Raw genomic sequence first — 14,697 nt, 5'->3', positions numbered from 1 at the left:
GAAGAAGAATTGCACGCTATTACATAGGCGCATATGACAGGAGTTTAGTTGCGGGGCCGGCGTATTTTACCGAAGTCGGCGGTAGGGGGGCTCGATAAAATACGCGATAAATAAAAAAGGTTGAGCTGGGTTTAGGCGGCCTGGGGGAGGCGTCCCTGTAATAACTGCAGCATACGCTCTGAAGGCAGGAAAAGGCGGATGCCGTCACAGTGGGCGAGCAGTTCATGATAAAAATAATCGAAATGTGTGCAGCCCAGAATCAGGATCTGCACGCCGCTTTTTACCAGTGCCGCTACCAGGTCATCCAATGCGTGTTGCCGCACGATCATTTCGGCGGCGAGGCCATCTTCAATATCTTCGACAATCTGAAGGTTGCCGATGCCGATCACCTTGGCAGTTGTGTTGCGCTCAAGGATTTCGCGCTCAATATTGGCGCAGCTTTGGCAGTTGGCGGCGAGCAGGCCAAAGTTGCGGTAGCGTTGGGTGAGTTCGGCGTAAACCTCCAGGGGTGATACCACCTCAATGGGGGAGGTGGCTTTGACCGCCTCCATATCTACTGCACCAGATAGGGAGTTACAGTAGATCATGGCGGCATCGGCACCAGCCTGGTGCAGCTGCTCTATGGCTCCGATCAACTGCTGGGTGAGGGCGCCGCGCTCCAGAGCTTGCAGCTGAGTCTGTGCTTGGGGAGAGGCTGACAGGGATAGGCCGATGCCGCGCAGCTGGCGCGCGGCGAGGAAATCCAGGCCAAAGCGGGTGTCTGTGGGGGTGCCGGCGACCACGCCAATGGTCATGGAACTCTTTTCAATGGCGTTTTGCGTCAACACAGCGATTTTCCTCTCTCGTAATACTCAGTCGAGTGTCAGCGTCCTTTCTAGGAGGCTCTCTTGCCCAGTAGGGGACTGATGTTATTAATCCACACTCGGCGCAGCCAGTCGAGATAAATTCCATAAGGGCCGCCGAGGGCGCCGGCGATCAGCATGAAAGTGATACTGGCGGTGGCAATCTCGTCCCAGCTGGCGCCACCCAGGCGCATATTGGCCATGTAAAGGGGGAACTGGAAGCTCACGAATACAAAGGTGTCTACCAGATAGGCGTTGATTGTGCCGCCGCCGCCAAAGCGGTTCACTACCCAGTTACGGTAGACACTGAAGGGGCGGGCGATCAGGGTATTGAACACCAGCGCCATCAGGCGCACTTTCAAGTGTTCGCTCCAGCTCATACCGGCCAGCACCAGTTCGATGGGAACCGCTACAGCCCAGGAAAAGCTGTTCATGGCGAAGATATCCAGCAGGAAATCCCAGCGGCGCGTATTCGGCGCGTTGGGTTCGGCTTCGGGGCCGGATGGTGTAGACGGTGTTAATGCAGGCGCGGACATGAAGAAGACAACCTCTTAAACCTCGAATCGCTATCTCACGACGGCGGCAGGCCGGCGATTATATCTCCAAATTACGTAAAAGCTAGCCTTGCATCTCGACTGATGAGGTCTGTCGAGATAAACGTCCTACTATTTATTAGAAAATTAATCTAATTATCTTATTGGCTTAACATGTCTCCTGGCCAGAATGGCGCCACAGGGGTTAATATGCAACTCTTTGCATAACCCCAACCGGAGCCGCCATGTCCTTGCGCTACGCCGTACTCACCCTACTGGATATCGAACCCGGCAGCGGTTACGACTTGAAGCGCCGATTCGAGCGCAGTGTTTCCCATTTCTGGAGCGCCAGCCATCAGCAAATGTATCGGGAATTGCACAAGTTGCACGATGAGGGGCTTCTGGATTGCGAGGAGCAGCCGCAAGAGGGCAAACCCGACAAAAAGGTCTATAGCCTCACCGATAAGGGGCGGTCGGAGCTGCGCGAGTGGGTAATTCAGCCAGCGGCTCCGCAGAAAATTCGCGAGCCCTTCCTAGTGCGTATGTTTGCCGGCCACCACTTGAGCCAAGAAGAACTGCGCTCGGCTCTCAATGATCAGTTGCACAGACACCGGGGGTTGCTGGAAAACTACCGGGAGCAAAACGAACGGGTGTTGAAAAGTGACCCCGCCCTACAGGAGCGCTATTGGCTGGCCCATCAGACTCTGCTACTGGGTATAGAGGCCGAGAAAACCTGGATCAGTTGGGCGGAAAATATGCTGCAGCAACTGGAACAAAAATGTGTTGAAGGCAGTTAAAAAAACCGGGCAATGCCCGGTTTTTTGTGCCTGTGTAGAATGAATCAGCCGCTCGAGGGCTTAGATAGCGATCTTCTCCACCACCAAGCTGCCGATAGAATAGCCGGCGCCAAAGGAACAGATGATTCCGCGCTCGCCTACTTGCAGGTCATCGCTGTGTAAATTGAAGGCAATGACCGAGCCGGCACTGGCGGTATTGGCGTAGCGGTCCAGCACTACCGGGGCGCGCTCTTCGCTGGCCTCATCCCCCATCAGTTTCTTGGCGATCAGGTTATTCATATTGATGTTGGCTTGGTGCAGCCAGTAACGGCTTACCTCACGGGGATCGGTACCAGTCTCGCGCAGGTGCTCCTCAATATGTGTGGCGGCCATAGGGCAGACTTCCTTGAACACCTTGCGGCCGTTCTGGCGGAACAGCTTGCCGGGGCCGAAGGGATCCACATCGGCGGCACGCGCGGCATAGCCGAAGTTAGAGCGGATATTGTTGGAATAGACGGTCTTGGCCTTGGTGCCGAGGATCTCCCAGGCGCTGTCTGCATTGCAGGTCTCGCGGCGCTCAATCACGCTGGCCACGGCCACATCCCCGAAGATGAAATGGCTGTCACGATCGGTGAAGTCCACCTGTGGCGAGGCCAGTTCCGAGTTGATCACCAGTACGGTGCGCGCGGCGCCGGAGCAAATGGCATCCACCGCGCGCTGCAGGGAGAAGGTCGCCGAGGAGCAGGCCACTTCCATATCGAAAGCGAAGCCGTCGATGCCGAGGGCCCCCTGAATCTCGATGGCAATGGCCGGGTAGGCGCGCTGCATGTAGGAGGCACCGACAATCACCAGGTCTACATCGGAGGCCTGCTTGTTGGCTTTTTCCAGTGCCAGCTTGGCGGCTTTCAGGCCCATTTCCGCCTGTACACACAGGTCGTCATCGTTGCGCTCAGGGATGTATGGGCGCATGCGCGCGGGGTCGAGAATCCCTTCGCGGGTCACCACATAGCGGCTCTTGATCCCGGAGGCTTTCTCGATAAATTCCGCCGAAGAATGAGGCTTGGGTTGCAACTCACCGGACTCTATCGCCTGGGCATGTTCCAGATTGTACTGAGTGGCATAGGTATTGTAGGCATCTACCAGCTCTTCGTTGCTGATCGCTTCTGGAGGGGTCCACAGGCCGGTGCCGCTGATGACAATGCCCCGTGGCAACTTGTATTCACTCATCGCTGAATCCCTGGCTCGCAGCAAAACACCTGCGAGCAATTAGTCACTAAATAAAACCTTAGCAGTGCCGGCTTGTATGGGATTTCGGTGCCAGAACGGCAAGGCAAGTTATTGTGACGCTTCTGTGACTGTCGGTCTATCTGCGGTCGCGCCGAAGAGTCATGGCGTTCTGGCCAAAACAAAGGCGCTGACCTTGCGCGCGCCGGCTTCCTTGAGTCTCTGTGCCGCCGCCTCCAAAGTGGCGCCGGTGGTCAATACATCGTCCACCAGCCCGATATGCATCCCATCCACAGATTCGTGCAGGGCGAAACTCTGCAACAGGTTGCGCAGACGCTGCTGGCGGCGCAATTGGGACTGGGTGCGAGTGGCGCCGGTTTTACGCAGCAGGCGCGGTCGCACTGGCAGTTGCCAGCGCCGGCCTAGTTCGGTCGCTATCAATTGTGCCTGGTTGTAACCACGCTGCCAGTAACGGCGCCAGTGCAGGGGGATGGGGACGAGCAGATTGGGGGGATCACTACAGGGAGTAATCACGGTTGCGGCTAGTTGCGCCAGGCTATGACCGGCAGCCAGGTCGCGCTGGTACTTGAAGCGCTGAATCAGCTGGTTTACCGGATAGGCATACTGCCAGGCAGCCTGAACCCGCTGGCAGTGCGGCGGCTGGCACAAGCAACTGGGGCAAAGACGTGCGCTGGAGGCCAATGGCAATGCGCAGCTTTCACAAGCCTGACCCAGGTAGGGTAGCTCCCGGGTACAGCTGGTACAGATACCAAAGTCACCGGCTCTATCGCCGCATAACAGGCACCGTGCCAGGTGGCGAGTGAGTAGGGATGGAATCAGGTTGTAAACCATAAAAGGGTATCTGAGTTGACAGCGGATAGGGCCTGGCTAAACTGGCCAGTCTGTTTGGTCGAGTTTGCCACTGCTGCTCATTGCAGTCACCCCCGCCCAAATACACAACAGCACAATAACTCCAGCAACAGAGAGAGTAAGCCTGTGACCGCCGCCCAGACCATGCCCGCCGCCGATATCCGCCACGACTGGACCCGCCAGCAGGTTCTGAATCTCTTCGCCATGCCGTTTAGCGATCTGATGTTTACCGCGCAGCAGGTTCACCGGACACACTTCGATCCCAACCGGGTTCAGGTCAGCACCCTCTGTTCCATCAAGACCGGCGCCTGTCCGGAAGACTGCGCCTACTGTCCACAGAGCGCTCGTTACGATACCGGGCTGGAGCGGGAAAAATTGATGAAGGTGGAGAAGGTGCTGGAAGAAGCCCGCGCGGCTAAGGCCGGCGGTGCCACTCGCTTCTGTATGGGCGCTGCCTGGCGCTCGCCCAAGAAAAAAGATATGCCTTACGTTACCCAGATGGTGCGCGAAGTGAAGGCCTTGGGGATGGAAACCTGTATGACTCTGGGCATGCTGAATGATGACCAGGCGCAGGAATTAGCTGATGCCGGGCTCGACTACTACAACCACAATCTGGATACCTCGCCGGAATACTATGGTGAGATTATTACCACCCGCACCTACCAGGATCGACTGCAGACCTTAGGGCGTGTGCGTGCCGCCGGTATGAAAGTCTGCGCCGGCGGTATCGTCGGTATGGGCGAGGGCGACAAGGACCGCGCCGGCCTGCTGATGCAATTGGCCAACCTGCCCGAGCACCCGGAGTCGGTGCCTATCAATATGTTGGTGAAAGTGGCCGGTACTCCGCTGGAGCAGGAAAAGGACTTAGATCCCTTCGAATTTATTCGCTGCATCGCCGTAGCGCGCATTATGATGCCCAAGTCCCATGTGCGCCTGTCCGCCGGGCGCGAACAGATGAGCGATGAGATGCAGTCCATGGCTTTCCTCGCTGGCGCCAACTCCATCTTCTACGGCGAGAAGTTGCTGACTACTGCCAACCCCGAGGCCAACAAGGATATGCAGTTGTTCTCCCGCCTGGGTATCCAGCCGGAGGAGTACCAACAGTACGCCGATGAGACCGCAATGGAAGCGGAGCTAAACGCACAGATCACCGAGCAGCAAAACGACGCTTTCTTTTACGATGCGTCCAAATGACCCTGGATAAAACCCTGCGTCAGCGTCTCGATGAGCGGCACCGGGACAACCTCTACCGCCAGATCAAAACCCTGGAAACGGCCCCGAACCCTCTTGCTGTAGTGGATGGGCGAGAGTTGCTGACGTTCAGCAGCAATGATTATTTGGGGCTGGCAAGCCACCCGGAAGTTATTCGTGCCCAGCAGGCCGGTGCCGAGTTGGGTGCCGGTGCCACCGCCTCCCACCTGGTCAACGGTCATCTCCAGGTCCACCAACAATTGCAGCAGAGCCTTGCCGAAGCCACCGGACGCGAGGCCGCACTGGTTTTTTCCAGTGGCTATATGGCCAATGTGGGCACACTCTGTGCGCTGCTGGGCCGCGCTGACAATGTTATTTCCGACAAGCTCAACCACGCCTCCCTCATTGACGGTGCGCGCTTGTGTGGCGCCAACAGCCTGCGCTTTGCCCACAGCGATTTGGTGGCCCTGCGCCGCCAGCTACAGCGCGCCGCCGACAGAGGCGGCAATATCCTTGTGGCGGTAGATGGCGTTTACAGTATGGACGGCGACCTGGCCCCACTGGCGGACATAGCCGCCCTGTGCCGGGAATTCAGCGCCTGGTTGATGGTGGATGAAGCCCACGGCTTTGGAGTGATGGGGAGCGAACAGCTGCCCCTTGCCGGTAGTGGCGCAGCCGCTGGACTCGGCCAGGATGCGCTGCCGGTGTTGATGGGGACCCTGGGCAAGGCTGCCGGCAATGCGGGTGCCTTTGTGGCCGGCTCGCGAGCGCTGATCGATTATTTGGTGCAGTTTGCACGGCCCTATATCTATACCACCGGTATGCCACCGGCGGTGGCGTCAGGCTGTAATGCCGCGATTAAACAGATGCGCAGTGAGCCCGAATTGAACCAGCGTCTGCAGGCGAATATCACTTATTTCCGTCGGTGTGCAGCGCAAGCGAATTTGCCTTTGACGGATTCATCCAGTGCGATTCAGCCACTTCTGCTCGGCTGTGAAGAAACTGTGATGACTGTGTCCGCACAGTTAGAGCAGCGTGGCTTTCTGGTGGGCGCTATTCGCCCACCCACCGTGCCTACCGGTACCGCTCGCCTTAGAATCACCCTGAGTGCTTCCCATAGCCACAGCCAAATTAATGCCTTAGTAGACGCACTGGTGGCCGTGCTCCAGGAAAAAATGGCGGTGCCTTCGTGACTGAGGTAGAGAGTCAAATAGAGAACTTGGTGTTCCTGCACGGCTGGGGCGGAGATAATGGACCCTGGCAGCCGCTACTTGAAGCTGTATATGAACAGCTGGCGCAGCCCCTGACTTGTATCGAGTTACCGGGGTGTGGTGAGCGCAGCAACGAGCCCTGGCCACAACTAGAGACACTTTTACAGCAGCTGTATAAAGAGCTACCCAATAACAGTGTTTTGGTTGGGCACTCCCTCGGCGGCATGTTGGCCTTGCAGTTGGCGGCCAGGCCGGGACAAAAAAAAATCCTTGGTGTTGTCACCATCTCCGCCAATGCCTGTTTTGTGGAGCAGGACAATTGGCCGGGTATGCAGCGGCGTGTTTTTCAGAGATTTCGCAAAGCCTTTGTGCAGGACCCCTACGCAATCTGGGAACGCTTTTGTGCCCTGCAGTCCCATGGTGATAGTGCCATGCGCGACCTGCTCAAGCAGCTGAAAGAGCGCAAGCCCCATATCAATGTCGAAGCCTGGAAGCAGGCCCTGGACTGCCTGGCCGACCTGGATAATCGACAATTACTGCAGACACTCGAAGTTCCCACGCTGTATCTGTTTGGTAAGCAGGATGCCTTGGTGCCCCAAACTGCCGTAGAGGAAATTCAGGGCTGTGGTGCAGAAGTAGAAGTGTTTAAGGGCTGTGGCCATAAACCGCATTTATCCCAGCCGCGCCAAGTGGCGGAGCGATTGCGGCATTTTGTCGAGAATCTATCCCCGCCTGATAGCGAGATTTCCGAGCCCTTCGATAAATCCGCGGTGGCGCGTTCCTTTGGCCGCGCCGCCGCCAGCTATGACGACTGCGCCCATATACAGAGAGCGGTGTGCTGTCAGCTGATGAAAATGGCGGATCGCCATTGGGCGCCGCGCACTATTGTTGATCTGGGCAGCGGCACCGGCTTTGGCAGTGAGCTACTGCGCCAGTATTTTCCCGAGGCGAGGATTATCGCCCTGGATCTTGCCGAAGATATGTTGCGCTTTGCCCGTACAGAGCGCCCCAAGGCAGATGACTATATTGCCGCAGATGCAGAACAGCTGCCCCTGGCGAATGGCACCGTGGATCTGGTGTTCTCCAGTATGGCGCTGCAGTGGTGCTATCGCTTGCCGCAGCTGTTTGCCGAGTTGCGCCGGGTACTTTCCCCGGAGGGGCTCTGCCTGGTGGCGACGCTGGGGCCGGGTACCCTGGCAGAGCTGCGCAGCAGTTGGGCCCAGTTGGATGGCGATGTGCACGTCAATCGATTCATGCCGCTGGCCAAGTGGCGTGAAGCGGCGGCGCAATCACAATTGAATGGTGCAGTGCTCGACGAGCAGTGTTTGTTTTATTTCGATAGCCTGCGTCAGCTGATGAAGGAATTGAAGGGCGTAGGGGCACACAATATTAATCGCGCCGCCAAGCGGGGGATGACCGGGCGTGTCAGGTTACAGCAACTGGCCGAAGCCTATGAAAGCCTCAGGCAGCCCGAAGGGCTGCCTGTGAGTTACGAAGTCATCTATATGAAGCTTGCCTGTGAGCCCGATCAGGGGTAGATATCGATCGGGGTGGGGGTTTTCACCAGCTCCCAGATCTCGTCCATCTCCCGGTTGGAAGCCACCGCGATACAGCCATCGGTCCAGTTGTTGCGGCGCAGGTGTCTTTCCATATAGGACCACTCGGGTTTGATGCCATGGATCATGATATCGCCGCCGGGGCTGACCCCCATTTTAGCGGCCCGTGCGCGGTCCTGTTTGTTCGGATAGGACACATGAATAGAGCGGTAGAAACGGCTGTTGGGGTTTTTCCAGTCGAGGGTGTAGCGCCCTTCGGGGGTGCGTTCATCTCCCTGGCGCACCTTGTGTCCTCTGGGATTATCGCCGAAGGAGACGGTGTAGCTTTTCACCACCCGGCCGTCGCGAATCAGCTGCATCAGCTTCTTCGACTTGTACACAACAACATGATCGACAGGAGTTACTTTTGCTGAGGCGAACAGAGGCATCGCCAGCAACAGGGCAAGAGTCAGGTATCGCATGGTCTCTAAGCTGCTTGAATGTTTTCAGTTATTTCGAGATTTCCCGCGTCCCTGCAGAGCAGTTTCCCCTTTTGAGGGAATTATTTTGTGAGCGCGGCCCCGTGCCTTTGTTATCAGTGCTTGGCTTGACTTGTTCAAAATCTGCGCTACACGGCTAAATTATCATCAAGTGGCTGGCGTGAAAAGTCACCACAAGAAAAAATTTGAACTTTTTGAATAGGGGAGGCCTGGGCCTTGGGCAGAAGTTATTTTGTAGCCGGTACCGATACCGAAGTGGGCAAGACCTTTGTCAGTGCGGCCCTGCTCACAGCAGCCGCAAATGCGGGTCTGCAAACCGCAGCGGTAAAACCGGTGGCCTCCGGCTGTGAGCAAACTGAAGATGGGCTGCGCAACGAGGATGCCTTGCTATTACAGGAAGCGATGACCTTGCAGATGCCTTACCAGCAGGTAAACCCCTTTGCCTTGGAACCGGCAATTGCCCCTCATATCGCCGCCATAGAGGCAGGCAAGCAGCTCAATGTGTCCCGCATGGCCGGGGTCTGTCGTGGTGTGATGTGCGCGGGCGCCGATCTAGTGTTGATCGAGGGCGCCGGCGGCTGGCGCACACCGCTGGGGCCGAGGGCCTTTTTGTCGCAACTGCCGCGGGAGTTGAATACCCCGGTGATCCTGGTGGTTGGCATGCAGCTGGGTTGTATCAACCACGCATTGCTGACCGCCGAGGCCATCCGCCACGATGGCTTGCCCCTGGCAGGTTGGGTGGCCAACTTTGTCCGCCCGGGCATGGCGCGCGCCGAGGAAAACCTGGCCACTCTTGAGGCCTTGCTGCCGGCGCCACTGCTCGGTGTGGTGCCCCACAGCGAGGCGCGGGATTACCGTGAAGCGGCCAAACACCTGGATATCCGCCCGCTGTTACCTACCTAAAGCACCCAGTACAAGCCTTTCCATTCGGGCTCGGCGAGGGCCCAAACCGGTTGACTTTGTACGCCTTCGGCCCTAGATTCAAACAAGCGTTTGAAACACCTGAATGAGGACCGGGAGCATGGCCGACTACAAGGCGCCACTGCGGGAGATGAACTTCCTGCTGCACGAAGTATTTGCTGCGGAAAAACTCTGGGCGGAACTGCCCGGATTGGCCGGAGCTGTGGATCGCGAGACCGCAGATGCGATTCTCGAAGAGATGGCCAAGTTGGCTTCCAACACCCTGGACCCGATTAACCGCAGCGGTGACGAAGAGGGCTGCCATTGGAACGATGGTGTGGTGACCACTCCCGCAGGCTTCAAAGAAGCCTATGCCACTTTCTGTGAGGGTGGCTGGGGCGCGCTGTTGGGCAACCCGGAGTACGGCGGCATGGGTATGCCGAAGATGCTGGGTGCACAGGTTGAGGAAATGATCAACGCCTCCAATATTTCCTTCGCGCTCTACCCGGTACTGACCAACGGTGCCTGCCTGGCAATCGATGCCCACGCCAGTGAAGCGCTGAAACAGAAATATCTGCCCAAGATGTATGAAGGCACTTGGGCCGGTGCCATGGACCTGACCGAGCCTCACGCCGGCACCGACCTGGGTATTATCCGTACCAAGGCCGAGCCCCGCGAAGACGGCAGCTATAGTATTAGCGGCAGCAAGATTTTTATCACCGGCGGCGACCAGGACTTGTCCGAAAATATTATTCACTTGGTACTGGCCAAGCTGCCGGACGCGCCCAAGGGCCCTAAAGGCATTTCCCTGTTCCTGGTGCCGAAGTACAAGGTCAACGAAGACGGCAGCGTCGGCGAGAGCAACAACGTCAATTGTGGCTCCATTGAGCACAAGATGGGCATTAAAGCCTCGGCCACCTGCGCGATGAATTTCGACGGTGCCCAGGGTTGGCTGGTGGGTGAGGAGAACAAGGGCCTCGCCGCTATGTTTACCATGATGAACTACGAGCGTCTGGGTGTGGGTATCCAGGGCCTCGGCGCTTCTGATCGCTCCTACCAGAACGCCCTGGAATACGCCCGTGATCGTATCCAGAGCCGTTCCCCTGCCGGTGCCCAGCAGCCCGAAAAAGCGGCTGATCCGATTATCGTGCACCCCGATGTGCGCCGTATGCTGCTCACCCAGAAAGCGCTGGTTGGTGGCGGTCGCGCCCTGTCCACCTACGTGGCTCAGTGGCTGGATATCTCCAAGTTCGGCGAGGGTGAAGAGAAGAAAAATGCAGAGGCTATGGTGGCGTTACTGACTCCTGTGGCCAAAGCCTTCACCACCGATATGGGCCTCGACTGCACCGTAATTGGCCAGCAGGTTTTCGGTGGCCACGGTTATATCCGCGAGTGGGGCCAGGAGCAGCTGGTGCGCGATGTGCGTATTACCCAGATTTACGAGGGCACCAACGGTATTCAGGCACTGGATCTGGTGGGTCGCAAAACCGTCGCCAGCGGTGGCGCTCTCTTTGAGCTGTTTGCCGCGGACGTACAGAAGTTTATCGATAGCCAGGTTGATCGCGAGGCAATGGCGGAGTTCGTACAGCCGTTGGCAACCGAGTTGCAGCGCCTGCGTGAAGCCACCGAGAAGATGGTCGCAGCCGCCAAAGAAGACCCACATGCACCGGGTGCAGCTTCGGTGGATTACCTGCACCTGTTCGGCTATGTGGCTTACGCCTTTATGTGGGCCAAAGTGGTTGCAGTAGCGCTGGAGCAGCAGGAGGCGGACAGCTTCTACAAGGGCCAGGTGAAAACCGCACGTTTTTACTTCGCGCGCTTACTGCCACGCACCCAGGCACTGGCCGGCAGCGTCAATGCCGGCAGCGCCACGCTGATGGACCTGGAGGAGGACCTGTTCTAACAGCTCCCTCACCAGATTCTAAAAAAGCCCCGCAATGCGGGGCTTTTTTGATGGAGTCGTTTTTCGCTTTCTCCTACACTCGGGACATAACCATTCAGGGAATAACAATAAAGAGCGAAACAGCCAATGACCGAAATCTCTCAAAAGAAACTCTCCGAGGAAGACCAGGCCCGGGTCGATCACTATCTGCAAAGCGGTGTGAATCAGGTGGAGCGCAAACCCTTCCGCCCCTGGTTGCTGTTTGTCATGTTGCTGGTGGTGTTGACCCTGCTGTCGTTAATCAGCGTGTTGATCGCAAAGACAAAAGGCGTGGTTTAAGGGGCTTGCTATGGCGCCCAAAAAAACTTTTCAGCCCCTGAACTTTATCTACCTTGGCGATGATGAGATGCGCCGTCGCGCCGGCGATTTTTCCCGCCTGATGCACCGGCGCCGATCGGTGCGGGATTTCTCAACCGAACCGGTACCCCGCGAAGTTATCGAAGATGCCGTGCGCGCTGCTGGCAGTGCCCCCAGTGGAGCCAATAGGCAGCCGTGGCATTTTGTCGTAGTGGAAAGTGCCGAGATTAAACGCCGTATTCGCCTGGCGGCTGAAGAGGAGGAGCGTGAGTTTTACCAGCGCCGCGCCTCTGAGGAGTGGCTCAACGCACTGGAACCCCTGGGCACAGATGCGCACAAACCCTTCCTGGAAACCGCCCCTTACCTGATCGCAATTTTTCTGAAGAAGTTTTCCAACGCGGAAAATGGTGAACGCTTAAAAAACTATTACACCGCGGAATCGGTGGGTATCGCTACGGGCATGTTAATTGCCGCCCTGCATAATGCTGGAGTGGCGACCCTGACCCACACCCCCAGCCCAATGAAATTTCTCAATGAAATTCTCGGCCGCCCTGTGCAGGAAAAGCCCTATATGATCCTGGTGGCTGGGCTGCCTGCTGAAGGTGCTCAGGTGCCGGCTATCGGCAGAAAGCCCTTGGATGAAATTGTGGATTTTATTTGAGTGATAGCTTTCCGCGCGGCAAAAATAGATACACTGGTGGAATTTGAGCTTAGGGTTCCATGCCAAGAATATTGATCGTCGAGGACGAAGGCGCAATAGCCGATACCCTGATTTACGCACTGCAAGCCGAGGGCTTTATTACCCATTGGGTTGCGCTTGCCGGTGAGGCGTTGGCGCTGCTCGAAAGTGAGCCTTTCGACTTGGTGATTCTGGATGTGGGGCTGCCGGATATCAGTGGCTTCGAAGCCTGTAAACAGCTGCGCCGATTCTCCGAGGTGCCGGTGATATTCCTCACCGCGCGCAATGGGGAAATAGACCGAGTCGTAGGGCTCGAAATTGGCGCCGACGATTATGTGGTGAAACCTTTCAGCCCTCGGGAAGTGGCAGCGCGGGTTAAGGCCATCCTCAAACGGGTGTCGCCGCGCTCCGATAGAGCTGAGCTGCCCGAGCCCCAAGGTCCTTTCCGCATCGATCCGGCGAGTTATCAAATACACTTCCACGAGCAGTTATTGCCCCTGACCCACCATGAATATTGCCTCCTGGAAACTTTACTGGCCCAGCCCGGACGAGTGTTTTCCCGCGCACAATTGCTCGATGCTTTGGGGGTGGCTTTAGAAGTGGGTTACGAACGCAATATCGACAGCCATATCAAAGGACTGCGGGCCAAAATACGTGAGATAGCGCCGGACTCCAAACCAATCCAGACCCACCGCGGCTTGGGATACAGCTGCTGCCCGGAGCAATAATATGCCGCTTGGGGTGCGCATTTTTGCCGTCTACTTTCTGTTTGTCGGGTTGGCCGGCTGGTTTGTATTGAGCACGGTGATGGATGAGATCCGTCCCGGCGTGCGCCAGTCCACCGAGGAGACCCTGGTGGATACCGCCAACCTGTTGGCGGAGATTCTGCGCGGCCCGGTCATCGCCGGTAACCTGGCCCAGAGCCACTTACCCGAAGTGCTCGAAGCCTACGGTCGCCGCCGGCCCGAGGCGAGTATCTGGGGGCATACCAAGAGCCAGGTCAATCACCGGATTTATGTCACTGATGACAGCGGCAAAGTACTGCTCGACTCCAGTGGCATCGCGGTAGGTCGGGATTACTCGCGCTGGAACGATGTCTACCTGACGTTGCGTGGCGATTACGGCGCCCGCTCCACCCGCGAAGACCCCAATAATCCTGATACCTCCGTCATGTATGTGGCGGCACCAATCCGTGATGGCGAGCGGATTATCGGCGTGGTGTCGGTGGCCAAGCCCAATCAAACCCTGCAGCCCTATATCGAGCGCTCACAGCGGCGCCTGATTTGGCTGGGATCTGGGCTGGTTGTACTCGGCTTGCTGGTGGGTGCACTGCTGTCCTGGTGGCTCAGCCGCTCCCTGGGGAAATTGACCGATTATGCCCAGGCCGCCAGTGTAGGTCAGAGGGTAAAACCGCCGCGGTTACCCAGTGGGGAATTGGGGCAGTTAGCAGTCGCGGTGGAGCAGATGCGCAGCGAACTTGAGGGTAGGGACTATGTGGAGCGCTATGTGCACACCCTGACGCATGAATTAAAGAGCCCCTTGGCGGCCATTCGCGGCGCCGCCGAATTGCTCGATAGCGATATGCCTGCCGAACAGCACCAACGCTTTGTGGGCAATATCCAGCGAGAAGCTGCGCGTCTGCAACAGTTGAGCGAGCGTCTGCTGCACCTGGCCCAGGTGGAGCAGCGCCAGGGGCTGGAAGAGCGGGTGGCGATCCCGCTGGCACCGCTCGTGGAGGAGCTGATAGAGGCTCAGCGAGCGCGAATCGACGCCGCTCAGCTGTGTGTGGAGCAAGAGCTGGCGCCGGCATTGATGCTACAAGGCGAACGCTTCCTGCTGCGGCAGGCCCTGGCCAACCTACTGGACAACGCACTGGATTTCACCCCGGATGTTGGCCTGATCCGCATCAATGCCGAACGCTGTGGTGAACGGATCACTGTGCGCATGTTCAATCAGGGTGAGGCGATCCCGGAGTATGCCTTAACGCGCCTTACCGAACGTTTCTACTCGCTGTCACGTCCTGGGGGCGGGCGCAAGAGTACTGGACTGGGACTCAATTTTGTTGAGGAGGTGGCGGAGTTACACGGCGGTACTCTGTCGATCCGCAATGTGCCTGATGGCGTTGAGGTCAGTCTGAATTTGCCCGCTGCCTGATGGATCAGGCAGCTGTCCACTGGCCCCCACACAATCTCCCCAC

The 14,697-nt window shown here is 57.6% G+C and carries 15 protein-coding genes; 10 read left to right on the top strand and 5 right to left on the bottom strand.

From position 1 onward, the window contains the following. Positions 1 to 131 precede the first annotated feature (131 nt). Both LC073_RS11105 and alaE read right to left on the bottom strand, forming a co-directional pair. Entirely contained in the window at positions 132 to 827 is a 696-nt protein-coding gene (locus LC073_RS11105) for an aspartate/glutamate racemase family protein (RefSeq protein WP_226646994.1), read from the bottom strand. A gap of 47 nt (positions 828 to 874) precedes the next feature. Next, positions 875 to 1,378 carry an L-alanine exporter AlaE gene (gene alaE / locus LC073_RS11100; protein WP_226646992.1) on the bottom strand — a complete coding sequence of 168 codons (504 nt, stop codon included), beginning with the start codon at positions 1,376 to 1,378 and terminating at the stop codon, positions 875 to 877. A 242-nt stretch (positions 1,379 to 1,620) separates the two neighbouring features. Between alaE and LC073_RS11095 the strand changes: the two genes are divergently transcribed. Continuing rightward, complete coding sequence (locus LC073_RS11095) at positions 1,621 to 2,172, top strand: PadR family transcriptional regulator (RefSeq protein ID WP_226646990.1); 552 nt, start codon at positions 1,621 to 1,623, stop codon at positions 2,170 to 2,172. A 60-nt stretch (positions 2,173 to 2,232) separates the two neighbouring features. Here LC073_RS11095 and LC073_RS11090 read toward each other — a convergent pair whose 3' ends face one another. After that, entirely contained in the window at positions 2,233 to 3,378 is a 1,146-nt protein-coding gene (locus tag LC073_RS11090; RefSeq protein WP_226646988.1) for a beta-ketoacyl-ACP synthase III, read from the bottom strand. A gap of 159 nt (positions 3,379 to 3,537) precedes the next feature. After that, the gene (locus LC073_RS11085; RefSeq protein ID WP_226646986.1) at positions 3,538 to 4,227 is read right to left on the bottom strand and encodes a ComF family protein; all 690 of its coding nucleotides are present in this window, start codon (positions 4,225 to 4,227) and stop codon (positions 3,538 to 3,540) included. A 162-nt stretch (positions 4,228 to 4,389) separates the two neighbouring features. Between LC073_RS11085 and bioB the strand changes: the two genes are divergently transcribed. Genes bioB through bioC form a run of 3 tightly spaced genes read left to right on the top strand, consistent with a single transcriptional unit; the run spans position 4,390 to position 8,185 of the window. After that, positions 4,390 to 5,439 carry a biotin synthase BioB gene (bioB, locus tag LC073_RS11080; protein WP_226647151.1) on the top strand — a complete coding sequence of 350 codons (1,050 nt, stop codon included), beginning with the start codon at positions 4,390 to 4,392 and terminating at the stop codon, positions 5,437 to 5,439. Beyond that, on the top strand, positions 5,436 to 6,629 hold the full coding sequence (gene bioF, locus LC073_RS11075; RefSeq protein ID WP_226646984.1) for an 8-amino-7-oxononanoate synthase: 1,194 nt from the start codon (positions 5,436 to 5,438) through the stop codon (positions 6,627 to 6,629). The genes bioB and bioF overlap by 4 nt, the downstream gene beginning before the upstream one ends. Next, positions 6,626 to 8,185, top strand: coding sequence for a malonyl-ACP O-methyltransferase BioC (bioC, locus tag LC073_RS11070; protein WP_226646982.1), 1,560 nt, complete (start codon positions 6,626 to 6,628; stop codon positions 8,183 to 8,185). Before bioF ends, bioC begins: the two co-directional genes overlap by 4 nt. Here bioC and LC073_RS11065 read toward each other — a convergent pair. Further along, the gene (locus tag LC073_RS11065; protein ID WP_226646980.1) at positions 8,176 to 8,664 is read right to left on the bottom strand and encodes a L,D-transpeptidase family protein; all 489 of its coding nucleotides are present in this window, start codon (positions 8,662 to 8,664) and stop codon (positions 8,176 to 8,178) included. The two genes, bioC and LC073_RS11065, sit on opposite strands and share 10 nt — an antisense overlap. Before the next feature lie 234 nt (positions 8,665 to 8,898). On the opposite strand from LC073_RS11065, the gene bioD reads away from it, so the two are divergent. From bioD to creC, 6 genes are all read left to right on the top strand, one after another. After that, entirely contained in the window at positions 8,899 to 9,585 is a 687-nt protein-coding gene (bioD, locus tag LC073_RS11060; protein ID WP_226646978.1) for a dethiobiotin synthase, read from the top strand. Between the two features lie 118 nt (positions 9,586 to 9,703). Beyond that, positions 9,704 to 11,485: an acyl-CoA dehydrogenase C-terminal domain-containing protein gene (locus tag LC073_RS11055; protein WP_226646976.1), complete on the top strand. Its 1,782-nt coding sequence runs from the start codon at positions 9,704 to 9,706 to the stop codon at positions 11,483 to 11,485. Between the two features lie 126 nt (positions 11,486 to 11,611). Continuing rightward, positions 11,612 to 11,803 (top strand): DUF3094 family protein, encoded by a 192-nt coding sequence (locus tag LC073_RS11050; RefSeq protein WP_226646974.1) that lies wholly within the window; start codon positions 11,612 to 11,614, stop codon positions 11,801 to 11,803. 10 nt (positions 11,804 to 11,813) lie between these two features. After that, the gene (locus LC073_RS11045; protein WP_226646972.1) at positions 11,814 to 12,482 is read left to right on the top strand and encodes a nitroreductase family protein; all 669 of its coding nucleotides are present in this window, start codon (positions 11,814 to 11,816) and stop codon (positions 12,480 to 12,482) included. A 59-nt stretch (positions 12,483 to 12,541) separates the two neighbouring features. Further along, on the top strand, positions 12,542 to 13,228 hold the full coding sequence (gene creB / locus LC073_RS11040; RefSeq protein ID WP_226646970.1) for a two-component system response regulator CreB: 687 nt from the start codon (positions 12,542 to 12,544) through the stop codon (positions 13,226 to 13,228). 1 nt (position 13,229) lies between these two features. After that, entirely contained in the window at positions 13,230 to 14,654 is a 1,425-nt protein-coding gene (gene creC, locus LC073_RS11035; RefSeq protein ID WP_226646968.1) for a two-component system sensor histidine kinase CreC, read from the top strand. The last annotated feature ends 43 nt before the right edge of the window (positions 14,655 to 14,697 follow it).

Origin of the sequence: Microbulbifer variabilis (assembly GCF_020524905.1) — a bacterium.
GTDB classification, from domain to species: Bacteria; Pseudomonadota; Gammaproteobacteria; order Pseudomonadales; family Cellvibrionaceae; genus Microbulbifer; species Microbulbifer variabilis_A.
This window is presented reverse-complemented; position numbering and strand designations above follow the sequence as displayed.

What these genes read in the sequence shown, in the direction of transcription:
- LC073_RS11065 (WP_226646980.1), bottom strand. Translation starts at nt 8,664, where the DNA reads ATGCGATACCTGACTCTTGCCCTGTTGCTGGCGATGCCTCTGTTCGCC.
- bioF (WP_226646984.1), top strand. Translation starts at nt 5,436, where the DNA reads ATGACCCTGGATAAAACCCTGCGTCAGCGTCTCGATGAGCGGCACCGG.
- bioB (WP_226647151.1), top strand. Translation starts at nt 4,390, where the DNA reads ATGCCCGCCGCCGATATCCGCCACGACTGGACCCGCCAGCAGGTTCTG.
- creB (WP_226646970.1), top strand. Translation starts at nt 12,542, where the DNA reads ATGCCAAGAATATTGATCGTCGAGGACGAAGGCGCAATAGCCGATACC.
- LC073_RS11045 (WP_226646972.1), top strand. Translation starts at nt 11,814, where the DNA reads ATGGCGCCCAAAAAAACTTTTCAGCCCCTGAACTTTATCTACCTTGGC.
- creC (WP_226646968.1), top strand. Translation starts at nt 13,230, where the DNA reads ATGCCGCTTGGGGTGCGCATTTTTGCCGTCTACTTTCTGTTTGTCGGG.
- LC073_RS11095 (WP_226646990.1), top strand. Translation starts at nt 1,621, where the DNA reads ATGTCCTTGCGCTACGCCGTACTCACCCTACTGGATATCGAACCCGGC.
- LC073_RS11090 (WP_226646988.1), bottom strand. Translation starts at nt 3,378, where the DNA reads ATGAGTGAATACAAGTTGCCACGGGGCATTGTCATCAGCGGCACCGGC.
- LC073_RS11050 (WP_226646974.1), top strand. Translation starts at nt 11,612, where the DNA reads ATGACCGAAATCTCTCAAAAGAAACTCTCCGAGGAAGACCAGGCCCGG.
- LC073_RS11085 (WP_226646986.1), bottom strand. Translation starts at nt 4,227, where the DNA reads ATGGTTTACAACCTGATTCCATCCCTACTCACTCGCCACCTGGCACGG.
- LC073_RS11055 (WP_226646976.1), top strand. Translation starts at nt 9,704, where the DNA reads ATGGCCGACTACAAGGCGCCACTGCGGGAGATGAACTTCCTGCTGCAC.
- alaE (WP_226646992.1), bottom strand. Translation starts at nt 1,378, where the DNA reads ATGTCCGCGCCTGCATTAACACCGTCTACACCATCCGGCCCCGAAGCC.